Raw genomic sequence first — 18,481 nt, 5'->3', positions numbered from 1 at the left:
CGGTCCACGCCCACCGCCGGCCGGCGCGTTACCGCTCGATCGGCCCTGCACTCCAGACTAGTCGGAATCCGACAGCAACGCCCGCACCGGGCGTGGCCGGCCGGTCGGCCGATCAGCGCAGGTCCGCTGCCGGTGTCTGCTCGGCGATCGCGGGCGTCGGCTCGTCGGGCTCGTTCAGTGGGCGCATCGAGACCCGCCAGGCGAGGACGCCGAGCAGGGTCAGACCGAGCACGCTCGCCAGCAGGGGCGTGATCGAGCCGAGTGGCGGGTGCCAGTCGCCGGCGAAGGGGTTGATGGTGCGGAAGGTCAGGTACTTGGGCAGCCCGTCCTGCCACCGCACCATCGTCAAGATCAGCGTGAAGAGTTGGATCGGCAGGAGCAGGATGACGCTGAGCCGGACCAGGGTGCGGCTGCGGGCCGCGTCGAGCCCGCGCTCCTCCCAGACGTACGCGGCGAACAGCATCACCCCGGCGAGCATCGGCAGCATGTAGCGGCCCTGGGTGACGAAACCGGTCTGCTTGACCAGGGCCACCTGCATCACGGACGGCACGACGGTGCCGGCGACGATCAGGACGAGCAGCCGCCCACGGTCGACCAACCGGCCGAAGACGAACGCCCCGATCAACAGCGCCGCGGCGACGAACTGCCAGGTCAGGTAGATCGGCGCGGGCATCCGGGTATCCAGCCATGATGTCACTCCGACCATCTGGTCGAGGTAGCTGCGCCACCGGTCGGCCTCGGCGAAGGCGGCCTGGCCGTAGGTGTACACGTGGCCGCCGTACTTGCCGAGGTCGGAGGACTTCATCACGACGCCCCAGCCGACGGCGGTGAGGGCCGCGACGGCGATGCCGCCGACCCACCACCACACGGCCTTCTCGCGTACCAGCCGGCCGACGTTGCTCTGCCGCCACGGGAAGGCGAAGGCGACGAACGCCGCGGCCAGCCAGAGCGGCCCGGTCTGCCGCAGCATCGCCAGCAGCAGGCCGCTGACGCCGGCCAGGATGAGAAGCCCGTGGTGCGGCTTCGGCCTGCGGTCCAGGAACAGGGGGATGGTCGCGGCGAAGAACGCCACGCCGGCGGCGATCTCCACGCCGTTGGGGTTGACGGCGCTGGCCATCTGGGCGGCCATCGGGGTGACCGCGACCAGCAGCCCGGCGATCATCAGACGACGCCGGGACCAGTTCACCGCCACGACGAATGCGCTGGCCAACAGCGCCGCGGCGATGCCAGCGCTGATGAACCGGGCGAGCAGCACCCCGGACCAGCCCGGCCAGATGTCGAGCGGCCAGCCCACCAGGGCGTAGTAGACGGGGTGGTAGCGACCGGCGCCGGTGCCGGCACGCACGGGGGTGTCGTCGCTGCCCGGTGGGACCGCGCAGGCGGCGGAGACGGTCGGCTTGAACTGCCAGCACTGCTCTCTGACCAGGCCGGCGGGCACGTCCTGGAAGGCTCCCGAGCCCTTCTTCGCGGCTGCCGGCGGCGGAGCGATCTCCCCCGCCGCCACACCGGCGGCGCGGATCATGTGCTCCCGCTCGTCCGGCGTGCCGTCGTAGGGGGCGGCGACCGACCAGGCCCCGATGGTCAGCAGGAAGCCGACGAACGCCAGGATCCAGATCCGGCGAGCGCCGGCACCGGCGACGGCGACGTCGCCGTCGCCGTCGCCGGCCGCAGGTTGTTCGGTCATCGCGGTTCTCTGCGCTGCCTTTCAGGGGGCACGGAACGGATCAGGGCGCGGTACCGGTCAGTCCGGCGTCGACTGGATGTCCAGGGTGAGCGCGGAGATCAGCATGTGGATTCCGGTCAGCAGCGGCCCGACGCAGAGCAGGACGCTACCGGTGGTGGCGGCCGGTGGGCCGAGGGTCTCCGCCAGCACCCAGATCCCCCAGCCGGAGCCGAACAGGATGAGGAACAGGCCGGTGAAGAACAGCAGCGCGACGGCGGAGAACGAGGCGAGCACGTGCTTGAGCAGCATCCGCCGCCAGAAGCCGCGGAACAGGAGGCTGGCGATGCGGGGGGCCACCCGGTGGATGCGCATCGTCGACACCTCCTCGCCGTAGCTGGCGGGGATCGGTACGTCCTTGGCTCGGGCGTTGGCGATGTTGAGCCAGATCAGGAGGTCGTTCTCGAACTCGTAGCCGCGTGCCACGGCGGCGACGTTGAGCCGCAGGAGGGCCGACCGGGACACCGCGGTGTAACCGTTCTGCGGGTCGAAGAGGTTCCAGTAGCCGCTGGCGACCTTGGTCGCGAACGACAGGGCGACGCTCCCCAGCATCCGTACGGCCGGCATGTCGGCGAACGACGTACGGGAGAAGAAGCGGTTCGCCTTGGTGAACTCGTAGCCGTCGTCGCAGATCGGGTCGAGCAGCGCCGGCAGGTAGGCCGGATCCATCTGGGCGTCACCGGCCATCACGACGTTGATGTCGGCGCCCAAAGCGAGGGCCCGCTCGTGCCCGTCCATGATCGAACCACCGACGCCGGTGTTCTTCTCGTGGTCGATGACGACGACCCGCGGGTCACCCACCGCGCGAGCCCGCTCGGAGGTGTCGTCGGTGGAGCAGTCGTTGATCACCACGATGAAGTCCACGAAGTCGGGCATCGTGGTGATCGTCTTGCCGATCAGCCGGCTCTCGTTGTAGGCCGGGACGACAGCGGCGACCTTCTGACCCTTGTACATGCTCAGCCGACCAGGGCGGTGTCGCGGATCTGGAGGCACACCTCGAGCGCGGCCAGGCCGTCCTCGCCGCTGACCACCGGCCGGCGACGGTTGACGACGCAGTCGGCGAAGTGCCGCAGCTCGTGCATCAGCGGCTCGCCGTGCTGGGAGAGGAAGGGGATCTCGACCCGCCCACTCTGCCGGTAGCGCACGCCGCCCTCGGAGAGGAACTCGGAGTGCTCGATCCGGTGCACCTCGACCTGCTGGCGCAGCAGGTCGGCGATGACGCAGTCGTTGCGCTGGGTGAGGGTGACGCGGCGGATCTTATTCTGGCTGACTCGGCTCGCCGTGATGTTGGCGATCAAGCCGTTCTCGAACATGAGCAGGGCGAAGGCCAGGTCCTGCTCAGCGGACCGGACGATCCGGGTCGCCGCGCGGTGGGCGACGATCTCCGAGCCGGCCACCGTCCGTGCCAGGTCCACGTCGTGGATCATCAGGTCCAGCAGGACGTCGGCGAGGGCACGGTTGGAGAACGGGCCGACCCGGGTGATCTCCAACGACAGCGGGTCGTCCACCAGTTGGAGGAGCTCCGTGACCGCCGGGTTGAAGCGCTCGACGTGACCGACCATCAACACGCGTTCGTGCTTCTCCGCGAGGTCGATGAGGTGCCGCGCGTCGGCGACGGAGGTCGCGATCGGCTTCTCGACGAGAAGGTCCCGGCCGCTGCGCAGGATGCGCGAGCCCAACTCGCCGTGCGTCTCGCTCGGGGTCGCCAGGATGACCGCGTCCACGCCGGCCAGCGCCTCGTCAATGTCGGTCGTGTAATCCGCGCCGATGGCCTTGGCCAGGGTGGCGGCCCGCTGGGGGTCGGGGTCGCAGACGGAGGTGACGGTGACGTCCGGCGTGGCGCGGGCCACTCGACCGTGGTTCGCGCCCATGATGCCCGCGCCGATGATCGCCAAATTAGGCATTGAACGCACCTCGTACGGCCTCGATCACCTGGTCGACGTCGTCGTCGGCGAGGTGTTGGTGAACAGGAAGGGAAAGTGCCTCTTCGGCGGCGCGAAGGGCACGAGGAGTCTCATCCGTGCCGATCTGGGGGTGACCCACGTAGCAGTCGTAGTGGTGCATGAGGCGGGGGTAGTACAGACCGTAGCCGATCTGCCGCTCATCAAGCCGCTTGCCGAGGTCGTCGCGGCTCAGTGGCGCGTCGGCGCCGATACGCACGGTGTACTGGTGCCAGACGTGGCTTCGTCCAGCCGGCACCGACGGGGTGGTCAGCCCGGGCAGGTCGGCGAGGCCGGCGGTCAGCCGCGCGGCGTTCGAGACCCGGCGAGCCGTGGTCTCGGCCAGCCGGCCGACCTGCGGCACGGCGATGGCCGCCTGCAGGTCGGTCAGTCGCCAGTTGTGGCCCGGCGCCTCGTACTGGTACCGCACCCGCATGCCCTGGTTGCGCAGCAGCCGGAGCCGGTCCGCGATGGCGTCGTCGGAGGTGGTGATCAGACCGCCTTCGCCGCACTGCAGGTTCTTCGTGGCGTACATGGAGAAGCAGCCGACCCCGAACGAGCCGACCGCCCGGTCACCAACGCGCGCGCCGTGCGCCTGGGCGGCGTCCTCGACGATCGCGAGCCCGGCGGTCTCGGCGATCGCGGTGAGGGCCGTCATGTCGGCGGGCAGGCCGTAGAGGTGCACCGGGAGGATGGCCTTGGTCCGTGCGTTGACCAGCGCCTGGACCGAGTCCGGGTCGATGGTGAAATCGTCACGGATGTCGGCGAAGCGGACCGTCGCTCCGGACTCGAGAATCGCGTTCAGGGTCGCCGCGAAGCTGAAGGGAGTGGTGATCACCTCGTCGCCGGGCTGCAGACCGAGCGCTTCGAGAGCGGCCACCAGGGCGACGGTGCCGTTGCTGACGGCCACGGCGTGGGGGACACCGCAGAGCTCCGCGAACGACCGCTCCAGTTCGGCGACCATCGGTCCCTGGGCCAGCCTGCCGGATCGCAGAACCGACAGGACCGCGGCCTCTTCCTCGGGGCCGATGACCACCGAAGTGATGGGAATAGACATGAGGGGTTGTCTCCTGTGAGGTTCAGCGGCCTTCGAGTCCGCCGGTGGGCAACTGCTCGTCGCCGCGGGCGACCACCTCGCCGTTGCGGTTGACCCAGCCGAGATGCCGGGCCGGGTTGCCGGCCACGAGTTGGTACGGCTGCACATCCCGCGTGACGACCGCGCCGGCGGCCACGAGGGCGAACTCCCCGATCTCGGTGCCGCAGACGATCGTGGCGTTGGCGCCGATCGAGGCGCCCGTGCGGACCAAGGTCGGCGTGACCTTCCAGTCCGGGTTCTGGGCGCGCGGGTTGAGGTCGTTGGTGAAGACCGCGCTCGGGCCGACGAACACCTCGTCCTCGAGCGTGACGCCGTGGTAGACCGAGACGTTGTTCTGCACCTTGACGCGGTCGCCGATGGTGACCCCGGCATCGACGAACACATTGCGGCCGAGCGTGCAGTCGGCGCCGATGCGGGCGGTCGACCGGACATGCGTCAGGTGCCAGATCCGAGTCCCGGCTCCGATCTCGGCCCCGGCTTCCACCTCGGCTGTCGGGTGGACGGAGACGCTCGGCATGTCGGTCACTTGCACACCTTCGGGGGGTCTCGGGGCGATCGCGGGACGGGGAGACGATAGCGTGCTCCACCGTGACGACACATGGCGGGTCCGCATCCAAGGTTCAGCGATGAAGGCGGCGGCCTCGGCGACGTTCGCAGGCTTGACGCGGCGCAGCGAGGTGCGGTTTCTCATCGTCGGAGGTCTCAGCGCGATCACCGACACCAGCGCGCTCTACCTGTTCCACGGTGTGCTGGGGGTGTGGCTGCCGTTCGCCACGGTCCTCGCCTTCGCCGTGGCGTTCGTGGTCAACTTCGGGCTCAACCGCGCATGGTCATTCGGCTCGACCGGCGACGTCGGCGGTCAGGCCTGGCGGTATCTGCTGCTGGTGATCGTCAACCTGGCTCTCACGGTCGCCCTCGTGCAGGGGTTGACCTGGGCCGGCCTTCCGTACCTGGTCGCGAAGGTGCTCACCACCGGGGGCCTGGCGGTGCTGAATCTCTTCGTCTCCCGCAAGTGGATCTTCACCGACGCTCCGAGCTGACCCGCAGAACAGCCCGCCGAACTCCGGCGGAACGTCAAACGGGGCGACGCGTCGAAACGCGTCGCCCCGATTGAACGTCGGCTCTACAGGTACTGACCGGTGTTGCTCGCGGTCTCGATGGACCGGCCGGCCTCGGCGCCCTTGCCGCCGGAGACGAGCGTGCGGATGTAGACGATCCGCTCACCCTTCTTGCCGGAGATGCGCGCCCAGTCGTCGGGGTTGGTGGTGTTGGGGAGGTCCTCGTTCTCGCGGAACTCGTCGACGCAGGCGTCGAGCAGGTGCTGCAGGCGCAGCCCCTTGCGACCCGAGGTGAGGAACTCCTTGATGGCCATCTTCTTGCTGCGGTCGACGATGTTCTGGATCATCGCGCCGGAGTTGAAGTCCTTGAAGTAGAGGACTTCCTTGTCACCGTTGGCGTAGGTGACCTCAAGGAATCGATTCTCTTCGGTTTCCGAGTACATCCGCAGCACCACGGCGTCGATCATCGCCGCGACAGTGGCCTGGGGGTCGGTGCCGTGTTCGGCCAGGTCGTCCGGGTGCAGGGGCAGCCCGGAGAGGATGTACTTGGAGAAGATGTCCTTGGCCGCCTCGGCGTCCGGTCGCTCGATCTTGATCTTCACATCGAGGCGACCGGGGCGCAGGATCGCCGGGTCGATCATGTCTTCCCGGTTGGAGGCGCCGATGACGATGACGTTCTCCAGCCCTTCCACGCCGTCGATCTCGCTGAGCAGCTGCGGAACGATGGTGTTCTCCACGTCGGAGGAGACACCGGAGCCGCGGGTCCGGAAGATCGAGTCCATCTCGTCGAAGAACACGATCACCGGCGTGCCCTCGCCGGCCTTCTCCCGGGCGCGCTGGAAGATCAGCCGGATGTGCCGCTCGGTCTCACCGACGTACTTGTTGAGCAGCTCCGGGCCCTTGATGTTGAGGAAGAAGCTGGTGTGCTTCTCCTTGCCCTGCCGCTCGGCGATCTTCTTGGCCAGCGAGTTGGCCACCGCCTTGGCGATGAGCGTCTTGCCACAGCCGGGTGGGCCGTAGAGCAGGATGCCCTTGGGTGGGCGGAGCTGGTGCTCACGGAACAGGTCCGCGTGCAGGAACGGCAACTCCACCGCGTCGCGGATCTGCTCGATCTGCGACTGGAGGCCACCGATGTCGCCGTAGCCGACGTCGGGCACCTCCTCCAGGACCAGCTCCTCGACCTCGCTCTTCGGGATCCGCTCGTACGCGTACGCCGAGCGGGGCTCGATCATGAGCGAGTCGCCGGCCCGGATCGCCGAGCCGATGAGCGTCTCGGCGAGGTGCACGATGCGCTCCTCGTCGGAGTGGGAGACCACCAGCGCCCGGTCACCCGGCCCGCCGTTCGGTCCCTCCAGGATCTCCTTGAGCATCACCACTTCGCCAACCCGCTCGTAACCGAACGCGTCGACGATGTTGAGCGCGTCGTTGAGCAGGACCTCCTGGCCGCGCCGCAGGTCACCCACGTCGAGCGAGGGCGACACCGCGACCCGCAGTTTGCGGCCACCGGTGAAGACGTCCACCGTGCCGTCCTCGTGCTTGGCCAGGAAGACTCCGTAACCGCTCGGCGGTTGCGCGAGCCGGTCGATCTCCTCCTTGAGCGTCACGATCTGCGTGCGAGCTTCCTTGAGGGTGCTCACCAGCCGGTCGTTGTTCTCTGTCAGCCGCGCCAACTGTGCCTGGGTGGCCGCCAGCCGCTCTTCGAGCTGCCGGACGTGTCGGGGGCTTTCGGTCAACTTGCGCCGCACCAGGGCGAGTTCCTCTTGCAGGAACGCGACCTGCGTGGAGAGATCGTGGGCTTCCTTCTCCCACCGTGCGGCGCGCGAGTCCGCGTCGTCGCTACGTGCTGCCACGTCCCACCTCCCCGGGGGGCTTGAACGTTCTGCCCTAACACTAGCCGCTATGAGGCCGATTCGGTCCCACGCAACACCCTCGTCACCGAACCTTGATCGCCAAGGGTGGCCTGACGGGCCGTTACCGGCGTTCAGGTACCGTCGGAGCGTGGCACGGGAGAACATGGGGGGTGCACAGGTGGCCGAGGTCGCGACCGACGAATTGCAGGTCTGGGTCGACCAGGACCTCTGCACGGGCGACGGGCTCTGCGTGCAGTACGCGCCGGAGGTGTTCGAGTTCGACATCGACGGTCTGGCCTACGTCAAGGGCGTCGACGGTGAGCTGCGGATGGCACCGGGCAGCCGGGTCGACGTCCCCGCGCACCTGCGACTCGAGGTGATCGACTCCGCGAAGGAGTGCCCGGGCGACTGCATCCACGTGGTGCGCGGCGACGGCGTCGAGGTCGCCGGCCCGGACGCCGAGGAAGACTGACCCACCGGCCGGGCCGTGAAGGCCCGGCCGGGTCCAGAACGGGGTACGCCTCAGAGCATCGGACGGCCGACCACCGAGGCGACCAACCGCGCGAACTCCTCCAACCGGGCGATCTGCCCGGCCCCGCCGTCGTCGAGGGTCTTGCCGAAGCGCAACGCGTCGTGCCGGGGCGTGCCGGCCATCTCCTCGCTCGGCGGCGCCTCGTCCAACGAGGTGAGCAGCAGGTAGACGTCGATGCTGTCGACCCGGATCTCGCCGCTCTCGGCACGGTTGAGCCGCCGCCGGCAGCCCACCTCGGTGACGGTGGAGACCGGCACCACCCGCAGCGACGAGGTCATCGAGCCCGGCGGGCCCTCCTCCGGCGGTACGTCCTCGCCGTGCCAGAGAATGAGCCGGCTGCCGTCGCAGACCACGACCTCCTGCCACACCCCGTTGACCTCGTTGACGAAGCGTTCCAGGGTGAAGCCGAGCACCGACGCGCCGCGCAGCACGCCGCCGAGCGCCTCCAGGGCGACGTCCGGGTCGCGCAGGTAGGCCCGCGCCGCCGACTCCAGGTCCTGATAGGGCGACCAGTCGGGAAAGACCGCGGGGAGGTCTCCACCGCCGTAGCCCGGTCGGCTCATGCCAGCGTCTCCCCCTGCTCGGCGCTGCCGACACCCAGCTCGATGGTCACGGCCTGTCCATCTCCCCCGCACCGTTGGACTGCGCGCCTGCGGCCTGCGCGGCGGCGGCCTGTCGGGCCGCCTCCGCCTCGCGCAGGTCCTGGCGGCGCTGCGCGTACGCCTCGGTGCCCTTGCTGGGCTTGCGCCGGCGCGGCGGCGCGGTGACCCCCGGGGCCAGCTTGCGCGCGGACACCAGGAAGGCGGTGTGCGCGATCATCCGGTGGTCCGGACGGACGGCGAGGCCCTCGGCGTGCCAGTCGCGCACCAGGGACTCCCAGGCCCGTGGCTCGGTCCAGCCGCCGCGCTCGCGCAGCGCCTCCACCAGCTCGGAGAGCTGCGGTGTGGTGGCGACGTAGCCGATGAACACCCCACCGGGCACCAGCGCCCGCTCGACCATGTCGAGGGTCTCCCAGGGGGTCAGCATGTCCAGGATGATCCGGTCGAAGCCGGTCTCCCGGCACTGCGCGACATCGCCGACGTGCAGGTTCCACGAGGGGTGCGGCCCGTTGAAGAACGCCTCGACGTTGCGCTTGGCGATCTGGGCGAAGTCGTCGCGCAGTTCGAACGAGTGCAGCTCGCCCTCGGTGCCGACGGCGCGCAGCAGGGAGCAGCTCAGCGCGCCGGAGCCGGCGCCGGCCTCGAGGACCTTCGCGCCGGGGAAGATGTCGCCCATCGCCACGATCTGCGCGGAGTCCTTGGGGTAGATCACCTGAGCGCCGCGCGGCATGGACAACACGTAGTCCGACAGGAGCGGCCGCAGGGCCAGGAACGCGGTGCCGCCGCCGGCGGTGGTCACCACGCTGCCGTCGGGGAGCCCGATCAGCGCGTCGTGCGCCAGGATGCCGCGGTGGGTGTGGAACTCCTTGCCGGGCTCCAGCGTCACGGTGTGCATCCGCCCCTTGGGGTCGGTCAGCTGGACCCGGTCGCCGGGCCGGAACGGCCCGCGGTGCACGGGTGTCAGCGCCGGGTTGGCGGGGTCGGCGGCGACGGTGGAGGGAGTTGCGGTCACGGTGTCATCTTCCGGTTGGGTTCGAGGAGCTGTGCCAGGTCCGCGATGTGCAGAATGCCGACGACATCTTCGCCTGACGTCACCACGTACTGTGCGCCCGGGTAGGTCTGTACGGCCTCCATCACCCGCTCGCCGTCCCAGCCGACCGACAACGTGGGAAGGGTGCCCAGCGACCGGGCGACGGCGTCGACCGCCAGCCACGGTCGGCGCTCGACCGGCACCGCGTCGGCGGCGGCCGGGTCGACCAGCGCCACCGGTCGACCGGTGGAGTCGGTGACCAGCAGCGCGGCGTCGGGCTGCCCACTCTCGGCGCGTCGGCGCTGGGCCTCGGCCAGTGGCGTGCCGGTGGCCACCGACCAGACCGGACGGGCGAGCCGGGCGAGGTCGATCAGCGGGAACCGGCGGCTGACCCGGGCGGCCCGGATCGACTGGCCGGCGCCACGCCAGAGGGTGACGGCGACCAGCAGCATCAGCGGCAGCGCCAGCGGCGCCAGCCGCCGCTCGACGGTGAGCACCAGGACCAGGGCCGCGGTGCCGACGGCGACGACCCGGCCGGCCCACCCGGCGACCTCGGTGCCGAGGTGGCGGTCGCGGGTCAGCCCCCACACGGCGGCGCGCAGCGCCCGGCCGCCGTCGAGCGGCAGCCCGGGCAGGCTGTTGAACAGCGCCACGATGACGTTGCTGACCGCGAGCTGGAAGGCGAGCTGGTGCGCCACGGTCCCCTCGGGCAGGGCGAGCGTGGCGGCGACCGCCAGGACGCCGAGCACCGCGGAGACCGCCGGGCCGGCCAGCGAGACCAGCAGGTCGACGCGGGGCGACGGGGCGTCCCGGTCCATCTCCGTGTAACCGCCGAGCAGCTCCAGGGTGATCCCGCGCACACCGATGCCGTACCGCCGGGCGGTGAGGGCGTGGCCCAGCTCGTGCAGCAGCACCGAGCCGAGCAGCGACACGACGAACCCGAACCCGATCAGGTAGCCGCTGAGCTGCGGCAGGTCCAGTTGTCGGCGGGCGAACTCGCCGTACAGCACCGCGATGAGCACCGCGAGCAGGACCATGGAGCCGTTGAGGTACAGCGGCACCCCGAACACCTTGCCGACGTTCAGGCCGAGGCGTCGGTCCGGTCGGCGCGGCGGCCTGGTTGTCTGCTCCATCGCCACGATGCTACGGACCGTCGCTGTGTGGGGCGGGCGGCGGGCGGTGTCACACCGGTGCCCTAACCTTTGCCGACATGACGGCGGAATCGGTCACCACCTCCCAGCCCTCCCCCGCGGCGCAGGCGCCGCCGACGGTGCGGGCCTCGCTGTCCCCGTCGCGGGCGGCGGATTTCAAGACCTGCCCGCTGCTCTACCGGTTCCGCAGCATCGACCGGCTGCCCGAGCGCACCACCATCGAGCAGGCCCGGGGCACGTTGGTGCACGCGGTGCTGGAGCGCCTGTTCGACCTGCCGGCCACCGGCCGCACGCCGGAGGCGGCCGGCGACCTGGTCGCCCCCCAGTGGGACCGGCTGGTCACCGAGCAACCCGAACTGGCCGGGATCTTCGACGGCGCGGAGCCGGCCGGGCCGGTGGAGTTCCTCCGCTCCGCCGCCGGGCTGTTGCAGGGTTACTTCGCGGTGGAGGATCCGACCCGGCTGGAGCCGGCCGAACGCGAGAGCCTGATCTCCGCGGTCGTCGACGAGGAGCTGCTGATCCGGGGCTACCTCGACCGGCTCGACGTCGCTCCGGACGGCGCGCTGCGGGTGGTCGACTACAAGACCGGCGGTGCCCCGCGGGAGGCGTTCGAGGCCCGGGCGCTGTTCCAGCTGAAGTTCTACGCCCTGGTGCTGTGGCGCACCCGGGGGGTGGTGCCCCGGGTGCTGCGGCTGCTCTACCTGCGTGACGCCGAGGTGTTGGACTACACCCCGGACGCCGACGAGCTGGTCCGCTTCGAGCGCACCGTGGTGGCGCTGTGGCGGGCAATCGAGCAGGCCACCGCCCGTCAGGATTTCCGGCCCCGGCCGAGCCGGCTCTGCGACTGGTGCAGCCACCAGGCGCTCTGTCCCAGCTTCGGCGGCACCCCACCGCCGTTCCCGGTCGCCGCGGCGAGCACCGACCCACTGCGTGACTCCCGGGCCACTCCGGTGGCGCCGGGTGCCGACGAGTGACGGCCTCCTGAGCGACGTCTACGCCCGGCGCGGCGATTCAGGCCGCCGGGACCGCCTGCCGCACGCCGACGCCGAAACCCGACCGCAGCGGTGCCGCCTCGGTCGGGACAGGGCGACCGGCAGGCCTCTACGGTGATCCGCGACGCACCGGCTCGGGTACGCGAGGATGACCGGTGCGCCCCACGACGTCGGCGGGACGGGAGAAAAGATGAGCCATCAGGCGCCCTCGGCACGGCCGGTGCGGATCCTGCTCGCCGACGACCAGCCGCTGCTACGGACCGGGTTCCGGATGGTCCTGGGCGCCGAGAGCGACCTGGACGTGGTGGCGGAGGCCGGTGACGGCGTGGAGGCGGTGGAGTTGTCCCGCCGGCTGCTGCCCGACGTCGTACTGATGGACATCCGGATGCCCCGGATGGACGGGGTGGCGGCGACCCGGGCCATCGTCGACGCCCGACTGCCGGTACGGGTGCTGGTGCTCACCACCTTCGACCTGGACGAGTACGTGGTGGGCGCGTTGCGGGCCGGCGCCAGCGGGTTCCTGGCCAAGGACGTGCCGGCCGAGGATCTGATCGCGGCGATCCGCACGGTCGCCGGCGGGGACGCGGTGGTGACACCTCGGATCCTGCGGCGACTGTTGGACCGCTTCGCCGACCTGCTGCCCGATCCGGCGGCGACGCCGTCGGCGGCGCTCAACGCGCTCACCGACCGGGAGCGCGAGGTGCTCGTGCAGGTCGCCCGAGGGCTGTCCAACGCCGAGATCGCGACGGTCCTGTCAGTGAGCGAAACCACCATCAAGACGCACGTCGGGCATGTGCTGACCAAGCTGCGGCTGCGCGACCGGGTGCAGGCGGTGGTGCTGGCGTACGAGTCGGGTCTGGTCCGCCCCCGGGCGTAGTTCCACCGGCCCGGGTACCTCACCCGGCGTACTCGAAGATCCCTCCGTGGGGGGACGGCTGTCGTTGCCGTCGTCACCTACCGTGACCGGACATGGCTCGGTTCGGTTGACCCTCCTGTGGCGTCAGGTGCAAGTGTCGGTGCGGCCGCCCGCCGCCGAGGGGAAAAGCGGTCGACCGGCCCTCGACTCAGGGGCAACCCTGATCCGACATGGGGGTGCACCCGCAGCGGGAAATCCGCGCCGGGTCCCCCCAGGGTCGGACGGGGCGGGCGTATGCAGCACCGATGATTGAACAGTCGCGCCGGACCATCGGGGGGCGGCGTGCATTTTCGGACAGACGGAAGAGGTAGATGACGTGACCGCGACGGTAGGCCAGCAGGCGCAGGCCGCGGCCCGGGCGAACGACGTGTGGAAGGTGTACGGCAGCGGCGAGGCTCAGGTCGTCGCGCTGCGGGGGGTCAGCGCGGAGTTCGAACGTGGCCGCTTCACCGCGATCATGGGCCCGTCGGGTTCCGGTAAGTCGACGTTGATGCATTGCCTGGCCGGCCTGGACTCGGTGACCCGGGGGACGGTGTCGATCGGTGAGACGACGGTCACGGGGCTGGGCGACGCGGGGCTGACGAAGCTGCGCCGCGACAAGGTGGGCTTCATCTTCCAGCAGTTCAACCTGCTGCCGACGCTGACGGCCAAGGAGAACATCCTGCTGCCGCTGTCGATCGCCGGGCGCAAGCCGGACCCGGCCTGGTACGACACGGTGATCGAGACGGTGGGTCTCAAGGACCGGCTGGACCACCGGCCGGCGCAGCTCTCCGGTGGGCAGCAGCAGCGGGTGGCGTGCGCGCGGGCGCTGGTCTCCCGCCCCGAGGTGATCTTCGCGGACGAGCCGACCGGCAACCTGGACTCGCGCTCCGGCGCGGAGGTGCTCAACTTCCTGCGTGACTCGGTCCGGGAGCACGGCCAGACCATCGTGATGGTCACCCACGACCCGACGGCCGCCGCGTACGCCGACCGGGTGGTCTTCCTCGCCGATGGTGAGATCGTCTCGGAGCTGATCGAGCCGACCGCCGAGACGGTGCTGGACACCATGAAGAAGCTGGACACTGCGGCCGAGGTGGGCAACTGATGTTCCGCGCGACGCTGAAGAGTCTGCTGGCCCGCAAGGTCCGGCTGATCCTGTCCGGCCTGGCGGTGGTGCTCGGGGTGATGTTCGTCTCCGGTGCGTTCGTGCTCACCGACACGCTGGGTCGTTCCTTCGACTCGGTGTTCGCCGACGGTTTCTCCGAGATCGACGTGAACGTCGCGGCGAAGCCGAAGGTGCAGGTCAACGAGATGGAGGGCGAGCAGACCGTCGCCCCGCTGCCGGCCGCCCTGGTGGACCGGGTGAAGCAGGTGCCGGGGGCGGCCTCGGCGACCGGTGTGGTCAACGCCGACGGCGCCCGGGTGATCGGCAGCAACGGCAAGGTCGTCACCTCGTTCGGCCCGCCGCAGTTGGGCGAGAACTGGACCGGCGAGAGCGAGCTGCTGAAGCTGCGTGAGGGGCGCGCGCCGCAGGCCGAGGACGAGATCGTCATCAACAAGGCGTTGGCCACGGCCGCGAAGGTGCAGGTCGGCCAGAAGGTCGGCGTGCTGACCGCGTTCGAGTCGAAGAAGCGGGACTTCACACTGGTCGGCGTCTTCGGTTACAGCGGTGACCGGGACTCGATCGGCGGGGTCAACGAGGTCTTCTTCACCACGCCGGTGGCCCAGCGGCTGATGCTGGGCGAGCCGGACGTGTTCAGCAGCATCACCGTTCAGGCCGCCGACGGGGTCTCGGACGAGAAGCTGCGCGACGACGTGGCACGCACCCTGGGCGCGGACTTCGAGGTGAAGACCGGCGAGCAGGTGGCCGCGGATGCCTCGGCCAGCCTGAAGGAGGGCCTGTCCTTCTTCAACAAGATCCTGCTCGGCTTCGCCGCGGTGGCGCTGCTGGTGGGCACCTTCCTGATCCTCAACACCTTCTCGATCATCGTGGCGCAGCGGACCCGGGAGTTGGCGCTGATGCGCGCCATCGGGGCCAGCGGCCGGCAGATCATCGGTTCGGTGGTGCTGGAGGCCATCGCGGTGGGGTTGATCGCGTCGGTGCTCGGCCTTGCCGCCGGTATCGGGGTGGGCGCGTTGCTGGCGTTCCTGTTCGGCAAGCTCGCTGGTGGGCTCACCCTGGCCGGCATCGGCGTGCCGGCGGCTGCGGTGATCGGTTCGTTCGCCGTCGGTCTGGTGATCACCGTGGTGGCGGCACTGCTGCCGGCGCTGCGGGCGTCCCGGATCCCGCCGATCGCGGCCATGCAGGACGTGGCCACCCCGGACCGACCGTTGACCAAGATCACCGTGGCCGGGTCGCTGGTCACCGGTATCGGCGCGGTGCTGCTGTTCCTCGGGCTCAGCGGCAACGCCGGTGGTCAGACGCTGTCGACCATCCTCGGTGGGGTGCTGTTCGCCTTCATCGGGGTGGCGCTGCTGACCCCGCTGATCAGCAAGCCGGTGGTGAGCCTGCTCGGGGCGATCTTCTCCTGGTCGGTGCCGGGCAAGCTGGGCCGGCTCAACTCGGGGCGCAACCCCCGTCGTACGGCCATCACGGCCGCCGCGCTGATGGTCGGCATCGCGCTGGTCACCGGCGTCACGGTGATCCTCGACTCGGCCAAGGGCAGCATCAGCGCGCTCGCCCAGGACACCATCAAGGCCGAGCTGGTGATCGCCGGCCAGCAGGGCGGCCCGCGTCCGCCGACCTTCGACCCGGGTGTGCTGGACCAGGCCAAGGCCCTGCCCGGTGTGCGGTTGGTCGACGGCGAGTACGGCGACATGGCGCGTATCGACGGCGAGGGCACCTGGGTCGCGGCGAGCAGTGACATCGCGTCGCTGCGGCAGATCTTCGGCGCGAAGCCCACCGCCGGTGACATCGACCGGCTCGGGCCGACCCAGATGCTCGCCAGCTCGGACACGGCCACGTCCCGTGGCTGGTCGGTGGGCTCCACGGTCAATGTGCAGCTGACCCGGGGCGAGGCACGCACCTACACGATCAGCGGCATCTACGAGTCGTCGCAGCTGACCAACCCGGTGACGCTGCCGGTGACCGCGGCGAAGGACTTCGCCATTCCGCAGCCCATCCAGGGCTTCATCCAGCTGGACCCGGGCACCCGGGTGTCCGACGTCCAGCCGCAGGTGGAGGCGTTGCTCGCGGACAGCCCCGAGGTGTCGGTGGCCGACCGCGACGCGTTCATCAAGCAGCAGACCAGTTCGCTCGACGGGCTGCTCACGATGATCCAGATCCTGCTCGCGCTGGCCATCGTGATCGCCGTGCTGGGCATCATCAACACCCTGGCCCTGTCGGTGCTGGAGCGGACCCGCGAGTTGGGTCTGCTGCGGGCGATCGGCCTGCGCCGGTCCCAGACCATGGGCATGATCACCGTCGAGGCGGTGGTGATCTCGGTGTTCGGCGCGCTGCTCGGCGTGGTGGTGGGCACCGGCCTCGGCGCCGCGGTGGTCGAGGCCCTCAAGGACGAGGGCATCACCGACCTGATCCTGCCGTGGGGGCAGATGGGTGTCTTCCTCGGTCTCGCCGCCATCATCGGCGTGGTGGCCGCGGTGCTCCCGGCCGTCCGGGCGGCCCGGATCAACGTCCTGGGCGCCATCGCCCACGACTGATCGGCACTGCCGAGGCCCCCGGTCGCCATCCGCGCGACCGGGGGCCTCGGCCTGTCCCATTCCCCCTCGGCCACCCGTACGCGACTGCCCGGCTGGTGTGCCGGCAGGACGGCGGGCGGGTCAGCTGGTCGCCGCGGCCCGATCGGTCAGCAGAACCGCGAGCAACGGCAGGTCCACGCCGGTCAGGCTCTCCACCTGGTGTACGCCGACAGTGCTCGGCAACGCCACCTCCGCCGGTACGGCCAGGACCGCCGCGCCCGAGGCGAGCGCGCTGGCCACCCCGGTCGGTGAGTCCTCGATCGCGACACAACGCTCGATCGGCACACCCAGCAGCCGGGCCGCGGTCAGGTACGGCTCGGGGTGCGGCTTTGCCGCCACCACCTCGTCGCCGGCGACCACCGTGTCGAAGTTGTCGCGACCGAGGGTGTCCAGGGCGATCTCGACCAGCGCCCGAGGGCTGGAGGTGACCAGCGCGGTGGGGATTCCCGCCGCGCGGACCGCGCGCAACAGGTCGAACGCGCCCGGCTGCCAGCGCAGACCGGTGCGGAACAGGTCCAGGATCCGGGCGTTGATCCACGCCGCGCTGATCTCCGGGTCCCGTTCGGGCTGCCCCAGGTCGTCGTGCAGGATGCGCATCGACTCGGCCATGGCGGTGCCGATGATCGACTGACGGGCGTCGACGGAGAGTTCCCCGCCGTACTCCTTCGCGAGTTCCTGCAACGCGACGTCCCACAGCTTCTCGCTGTCGACCAACGTGCCGTCCATGTCGAAGAGCACAGCGGCGGGGTGATGGCTGCTCAGCGGAACCTCCAGGGTGGTGACCGACACCGGCGATCCTGCCAGCACCCCCCGGGGCCGGTGGCGGCAACGGGCGCCAGGGTGATCCGGGCAACCCCGTTCAGCCCAGGTCGCACTCCTTCAGGGAACCCTCGTAACCCCGGAAGAACATGTCGGTGCGCTGCTCGGCGGTGCCGTGCGCCCCTTCCGCGAACCACGGCTGGTCCGGGTCGTCGCCGACCGCCGCCACCCCCTCCCGGAACTCGTCCAGGTCGCCCTCGGCGAGGGTCAGGGCCTCCGAGCGCACCGAGTCGCCGAGGTACGCCCCGGCCATGCAGTCGGCCTGCAACTCCTGCTGGATGGTGAAGCTGTAGTTGATGCCGAGCCGCACCTGGATTGCGTGCGCGTACTCGTGCCCGAGCAGGTAGAACACGAACGCGTCGCCGACCTGGCGGAACGCCGCCACCGACCAGGTGACGTCGTACGCGATGAAGTCGCCCTGCGAGCAGTAGACGGCGTTGTTGCGGGGCAACGCCTGGCCGCCGCAGGACACCTCGCCGTCACGCTGGTACGGGATGATCCGCCGGATCGGTTGGAACCGCTGCCCGGATTCCTTGAACTGGGCCGCCCAGTACCGCTCGGCGACCGCCTGCGCGTCGGCGACGTCCTGCTCGAACTCGGCGACGCTGGTGGTGCTGTCGGCCCGGGTGGTGCTCGGCCCCGGTGAGGCTGCCGGCGGGTTCGCCCCGGGGCGCTCGGCCTCCGGCTCGGCCAGCCCACCGCCGGCGCAGGCGAGGGAGACCAGGGCGGCGACCAGCAGACCCGCCAACGGGCCCCGCGCATCGCGTCCGAACCGTGCGCCCACTGTGCCTCCCCAGACATCGGTGCTCAGGCTGGTAGTACCCCGACGACAGGACCGAAACGCCCGTCACCGGTTTCACGCACGGCACGGCCGGACGGTTCACGTGCCCTGGGGCCGGACGGGCTGCGGCGCAGCGGCCTGGGGTGGTGTCGCGCGGTCAACCACCGGCTGCGCCGCTCGTACGGCCAGTAGGGTCGCTCAACCGCTCGAATCCCGACCGCGCTGCCACGTGTCGCCCTGGTCACCGTGCCGCTCGGCCTCGTACCGCTGCTGCCGCACCCGAGCGTCCCGCCCGGCCCGAGGTTCGTCGCCCCCAACC

At 70.4% G+C, this 18,481-nt stretch carries 17 protein-coding genes; 6 read left to right on the top strand and 11 right to left on the bottom strand.

Translation table 11 applies throughout. The features are described from left to right. Nucleotides 1-112: 112 nt before the first annotated feature. The 5 genes from DLJ58_RS10625 to DLJ58_RS10605 are packed head-to-tail and all read right to left on the bottom strand — an operon-like array spanning nt 113 to nt 5,273. A complete protein-coding gene (locus DLJ58_RS10625; RefSeq protein WP_124855305.1) occupies nt 113-1,684 on the bottom strand; it encodes a DUF2142 domain-containing protein in 1,572 nt (523 codons plus the stop codon). Nucleotides 1,685-1,741: 57 nt separating this feature from the next. Continuing rightward, complete coding sequence (locus DLJ58_RS10620) at nt 1,742-2,674, bottom strand: glycosyltransferase family 2 protein (protein WP_124855302.1); 933 nt, start codon at nt 2,672-2,674, stop codon at nt 1,742-1,744. 2 nt (nt 2,675-2,676) lie between these two features. After that, the gene (locus DLJ58_RS10615) at nt 2,677-3,624 is read right to left on the bottom strand and encodes a Gfo/Idh/MocA family protein (RefSeq protein WP_124855299.1); all 948 of its coding nucleotides are present in this window, start codon (nt 3,622-3,624) and stop codon (nt 2,677-2,679) included. Then, nucleotides 3,617-4,717 carry a DegT/DnrJ/EryC1/StrS family aminotransferase gene (locus tag DLJ58_RS10610; protein ID WP_124855296.1) on the bottom strand — a complete coding sequence of 367 codons (1,101 nt, stop codon included), beginning with the start codon at nt 4,715-4,717 and terminating at the stop codon, nt 3,617-3,619. Before DLJ58_RS10610 ends, DLJ58_RS10615 begins: the two co-directional genes overlap by 8 nt. 22 nt (nt 4,718-4,739) lie before the next feature. Next, a complete protein-coding gene (locus DLJ58_RS10605; protein ID WP_124855293.1) occupies nt 4,740-5,273 on the bottom strand; it encodes an acyltransferase in 534 nt (177 codons plus the stop codon). A gap of 160 nt (nt 5,274-5,433) precedes the next feature. On the opposite strand from DLJ58_RS10605, the gene DLJ58_RS33795 reads away from it, so the two are divergent. Continuing rightward, nucleotides 5,434-5,796: a GtrA family protein gene (locus DLJ58_RS33795; RefSeq protein ID WP_158629567.1), complete on the top strand. Its 363-nt coding sequence runs from the start codon at nt 5,434-5,436 to the stop codon at nt 5,794-5,796. 83 nt (nt 5,797-5,879) lie between these two features. Here the strand turns inward: DLJ58_RS33795 and arc are convergent, their stop codons facing one another. Next, nucleotides 5,880-7,664: a proteasome ATPase gene (gene arc / locus DLJ58_RS10595; protein ID WP_124855286.1), complete on the bottom strand. Its 1,785-nt coding sequence runs from the start codon at nt 7,662-7,664 to the stop codon at nt 5,880-5,882. 178 nt (nt 7,665-7,842) lie between these two features. On the opposite strand from arc, the gene DLJ58_RS10590 reads away from it, so the two are divergent. Further along, nucleotides 7,843-8,136, top strand: a complete 294-nt coding sequence (locus tag DLJ58_RS10590; RefSeq protein ID WP_091408893.1) for a ferredoxin — start codon at nt 7,843-7,845, stop codon at nt 8,134-8,136. Nucleotides 8,137-8,186: 50 nt separating this feature from the next. On the opposite strand, the gene DLJ58_RS10585 is transcribed toward DLJ58_RS10590, so the two are convergent. From DLJ58_RS10585 to DLJ58_RS10575, 3 genes are read right to left on the bottom strand one after another with little or no spacing between them, the layout of a single operon-like run. Next, complete coding sequence (locus tag DLJ58_RS10585) at nt 8,187-8,759, bottom strand: hypothetical protein (protein ID WP_091408625.1); 573 nt, start codon at nt 8,757-8,759, stop codon at nt 8,187-8,189. A 46-nt stretch (nt 8,760-8,805) separates the two neighbouring features. After that, nucleotides 8,806-9,807: a tRNA (adenine-N1)-methyltransferase gene (locus tag DLJ58_RS10580; protein ID WP_373861552.1), complete on the bottom strand. Its 1,002-nt coding sequence runs from the start codon at nt 9,805-9,807 to the stop codon at nt 8,806-8,808. Then, on the bottom strand, nt 9,804-10,895 hold the full coding sequence (locus tag DLJ58_RS10575) for a site-2 protease family protein (protein ID WP_386994826.1): 1,092 nt from the start codon (nt 10,893-10,895) through the stop codon (nt 9,804-9,806). The genes DLJ58_RS10580 and DLJ58_RS10575 overlap by 4 nt, the downstream gene beginning before the upstream one ends. A gap of 140 nt (nt 10,896-11,035) precedes the next feature. Here DLJ58_RS10575 and DLJ58_RS10570 point away from each other — a divergent pair, with 140 nt between their 5' ends. The 4 genes from DLJ58_RS10570 to DLJ58_RS10555 all read left to right on the top strand — a co-directional run bounded on the left by DLJ58_RS10570 (nt 11,036) and on the right by DLJ58_RS10555 (nt 16,523). Next, the gene (locus DLJ58_RS10570; RefSeq protein ID WP_124855280.1) at nt 11,036-11,950 is read left to right on the top strand and encodes a RecB family exonuclease; all 915 of its coding nucleotides are present in this window, start codon (nt 11,036-11,038) and stop codon (nt 11,948-11,950) included. Between the two features lie 208 nt (nt 11,951-12,158). Further along, on the top strand, nt 12,159-12,845 hold the full coding sequence (locus DLJ58_RS10565) for a response regulator (RefSeq protein ID WP_124855277.1): 687 nt from the start codon (nt 12,159-12,161) through the stop codon (nt 12,843-12,845). Nucleotides 12,846-13,200: 355 nt separating this feature from the next. Beyond that, nucleotides 13,201-13,968, top strand: a complete 768-nt coding sequence (locus tag DLJ58_RS10560) for an ABC transporter ATP-binding protein (RefSeq protein WP_124855274.1) — start codon at nt 13,201-13,203, stop codon at nt 13,966-13,968. Further along, nucleotides 13,968-16,523 (top strand): ABC transporter permease, encoded by a 2,556-nt coding sequence (locus tag DLJ58_RS10555; RefSeq protein WP_124855271.1) that lies wholly within the window; start codon nt 13,968-13,970, stop codon nt 16,521-16,523. The genes DLJ58_RS10560 and DLJ58_RS10555 overlap by 1 nt, the downstream gene beginning before the upstream one ends. Before the next feature lie 120 nt (nt 16,524-16,643). On the opposite strand, the gene DLJ58_RS10550 is transcribed toward DLJ58_RS10555, so the two are convergent. Together DLJ58_RS10550 and DLJ58_RS10545 are read right to left on the bottom strand one after the other, a co-directional pair. Beyond that, nucleotides 16,644-17,300 carry an HAD family hydrolase gene (locus tag DLJ58_RS10550; protein WP_124855374.1) on the bottom strand — a complete coding sequence of 219 codons (657 nt, stop codon included), beginning with the start codon at nt 17,298-17,300 and terminating at the stop codon, nt 16,644-16,646. Nucleotides 17,301-17,421: 121 nt separating this feature from the next. Continuing rightward, entirely contained in the window at nt 17,422-18,165 is a 744-nt protein-coding gene (locus tag DLJ58_RS10545; protein WP_124855269.1) for a neutral zinc metallopeptidase, read from the bottom strand. Nucleotides 18,166-18,481: the final 316 nt, after the last annotated feature.

The organism is Micromonospora arida (assembly GCF_003857035.1).
Classification (GTDB): domain Bacteria; phylum Actinomycetota; class Actinomycetes; order Mycobacteriales; family Micromonosporaceae; genus Micromonospora; species Micromonospora arida.
Note: the sequence above shows the minus strand (reverse complement) of the source record. Positions and strands in the feature narration are given on the sequence as shown.

What these genes read in the sequence shown, in the direction of transcription:
- DLJ58_RS10625 (WP_124855305.1), bottom strand. Translation starts at nt 1,684, where the DNA reads ATGACCGAACAACCTGCGGCCGGCGACGGCGACGGCGACGTCGCCGTC.
- DLJ58_RS10620 (WP_124855302.1), bottom strand. Translation starts at nt 2,674, where the DNA reads ATGTACAAGGGTCAGAAGGTCGCCGCTGTCGTCCCGGCCTACAACGAG.
- DLJ58_RS10615 (WP_124855299.1), bottom strand. Translation starts at nt 3,624, where the DNA reads ATGCCTAATTTGGCGATCATCGGCGCGGGCATCATGGGCGCGAACCAC.
- DLJ58_RS10610 (WP_124855296.1), bottom strand. Translation starts at nt 4,717, where the DNA reads ATGTCTATTCCCATCACTTCGGTGGTCATCGGCCCCGAGGAAGAGGCC.
- DLJ58_RS10605 (WP_124855293.1), bottom strand. Translation starts at nt 5,273, where the DNA reads ATGCCGAGCGTCTCCGTCCACCCGACAGCCGAGGTGGAAGCCGGGGCC.
- DLJ58_RS10585 (WP_091408625.1), bottom strand. Translation starts at nt 8,759, where the DNA reads ATGAGCCGACCGGGCTACGGCGGTGGAGACCTCCCCGCGGTCTTTCCC.
- DLJ58_RS10570 (WP_124855280.1), top strand. Translation starts at nt 11,036, where the DNA reads ATGACGGCGGAATCGGTCACCACCTCCCAGCCCTCCCCCGCGGCGCAG.
- DLJ58_RS10565 (WP_124855277.1), top strand. Translation starts at nt 12,159, where the DNA reads ATGAGCCATCAGGCGCCCTCGGCACGGCCGGTGCGGATCCTGCTCGCC.
- DLJ58_RS10555 (WP_124855271.1), top strand. Translation starts at nt 13,968, where the DNA reads ATGTTCCGCGCGACGCTGAAGAGTCTGCTGGCCCGCAAGGTCCGGCTG.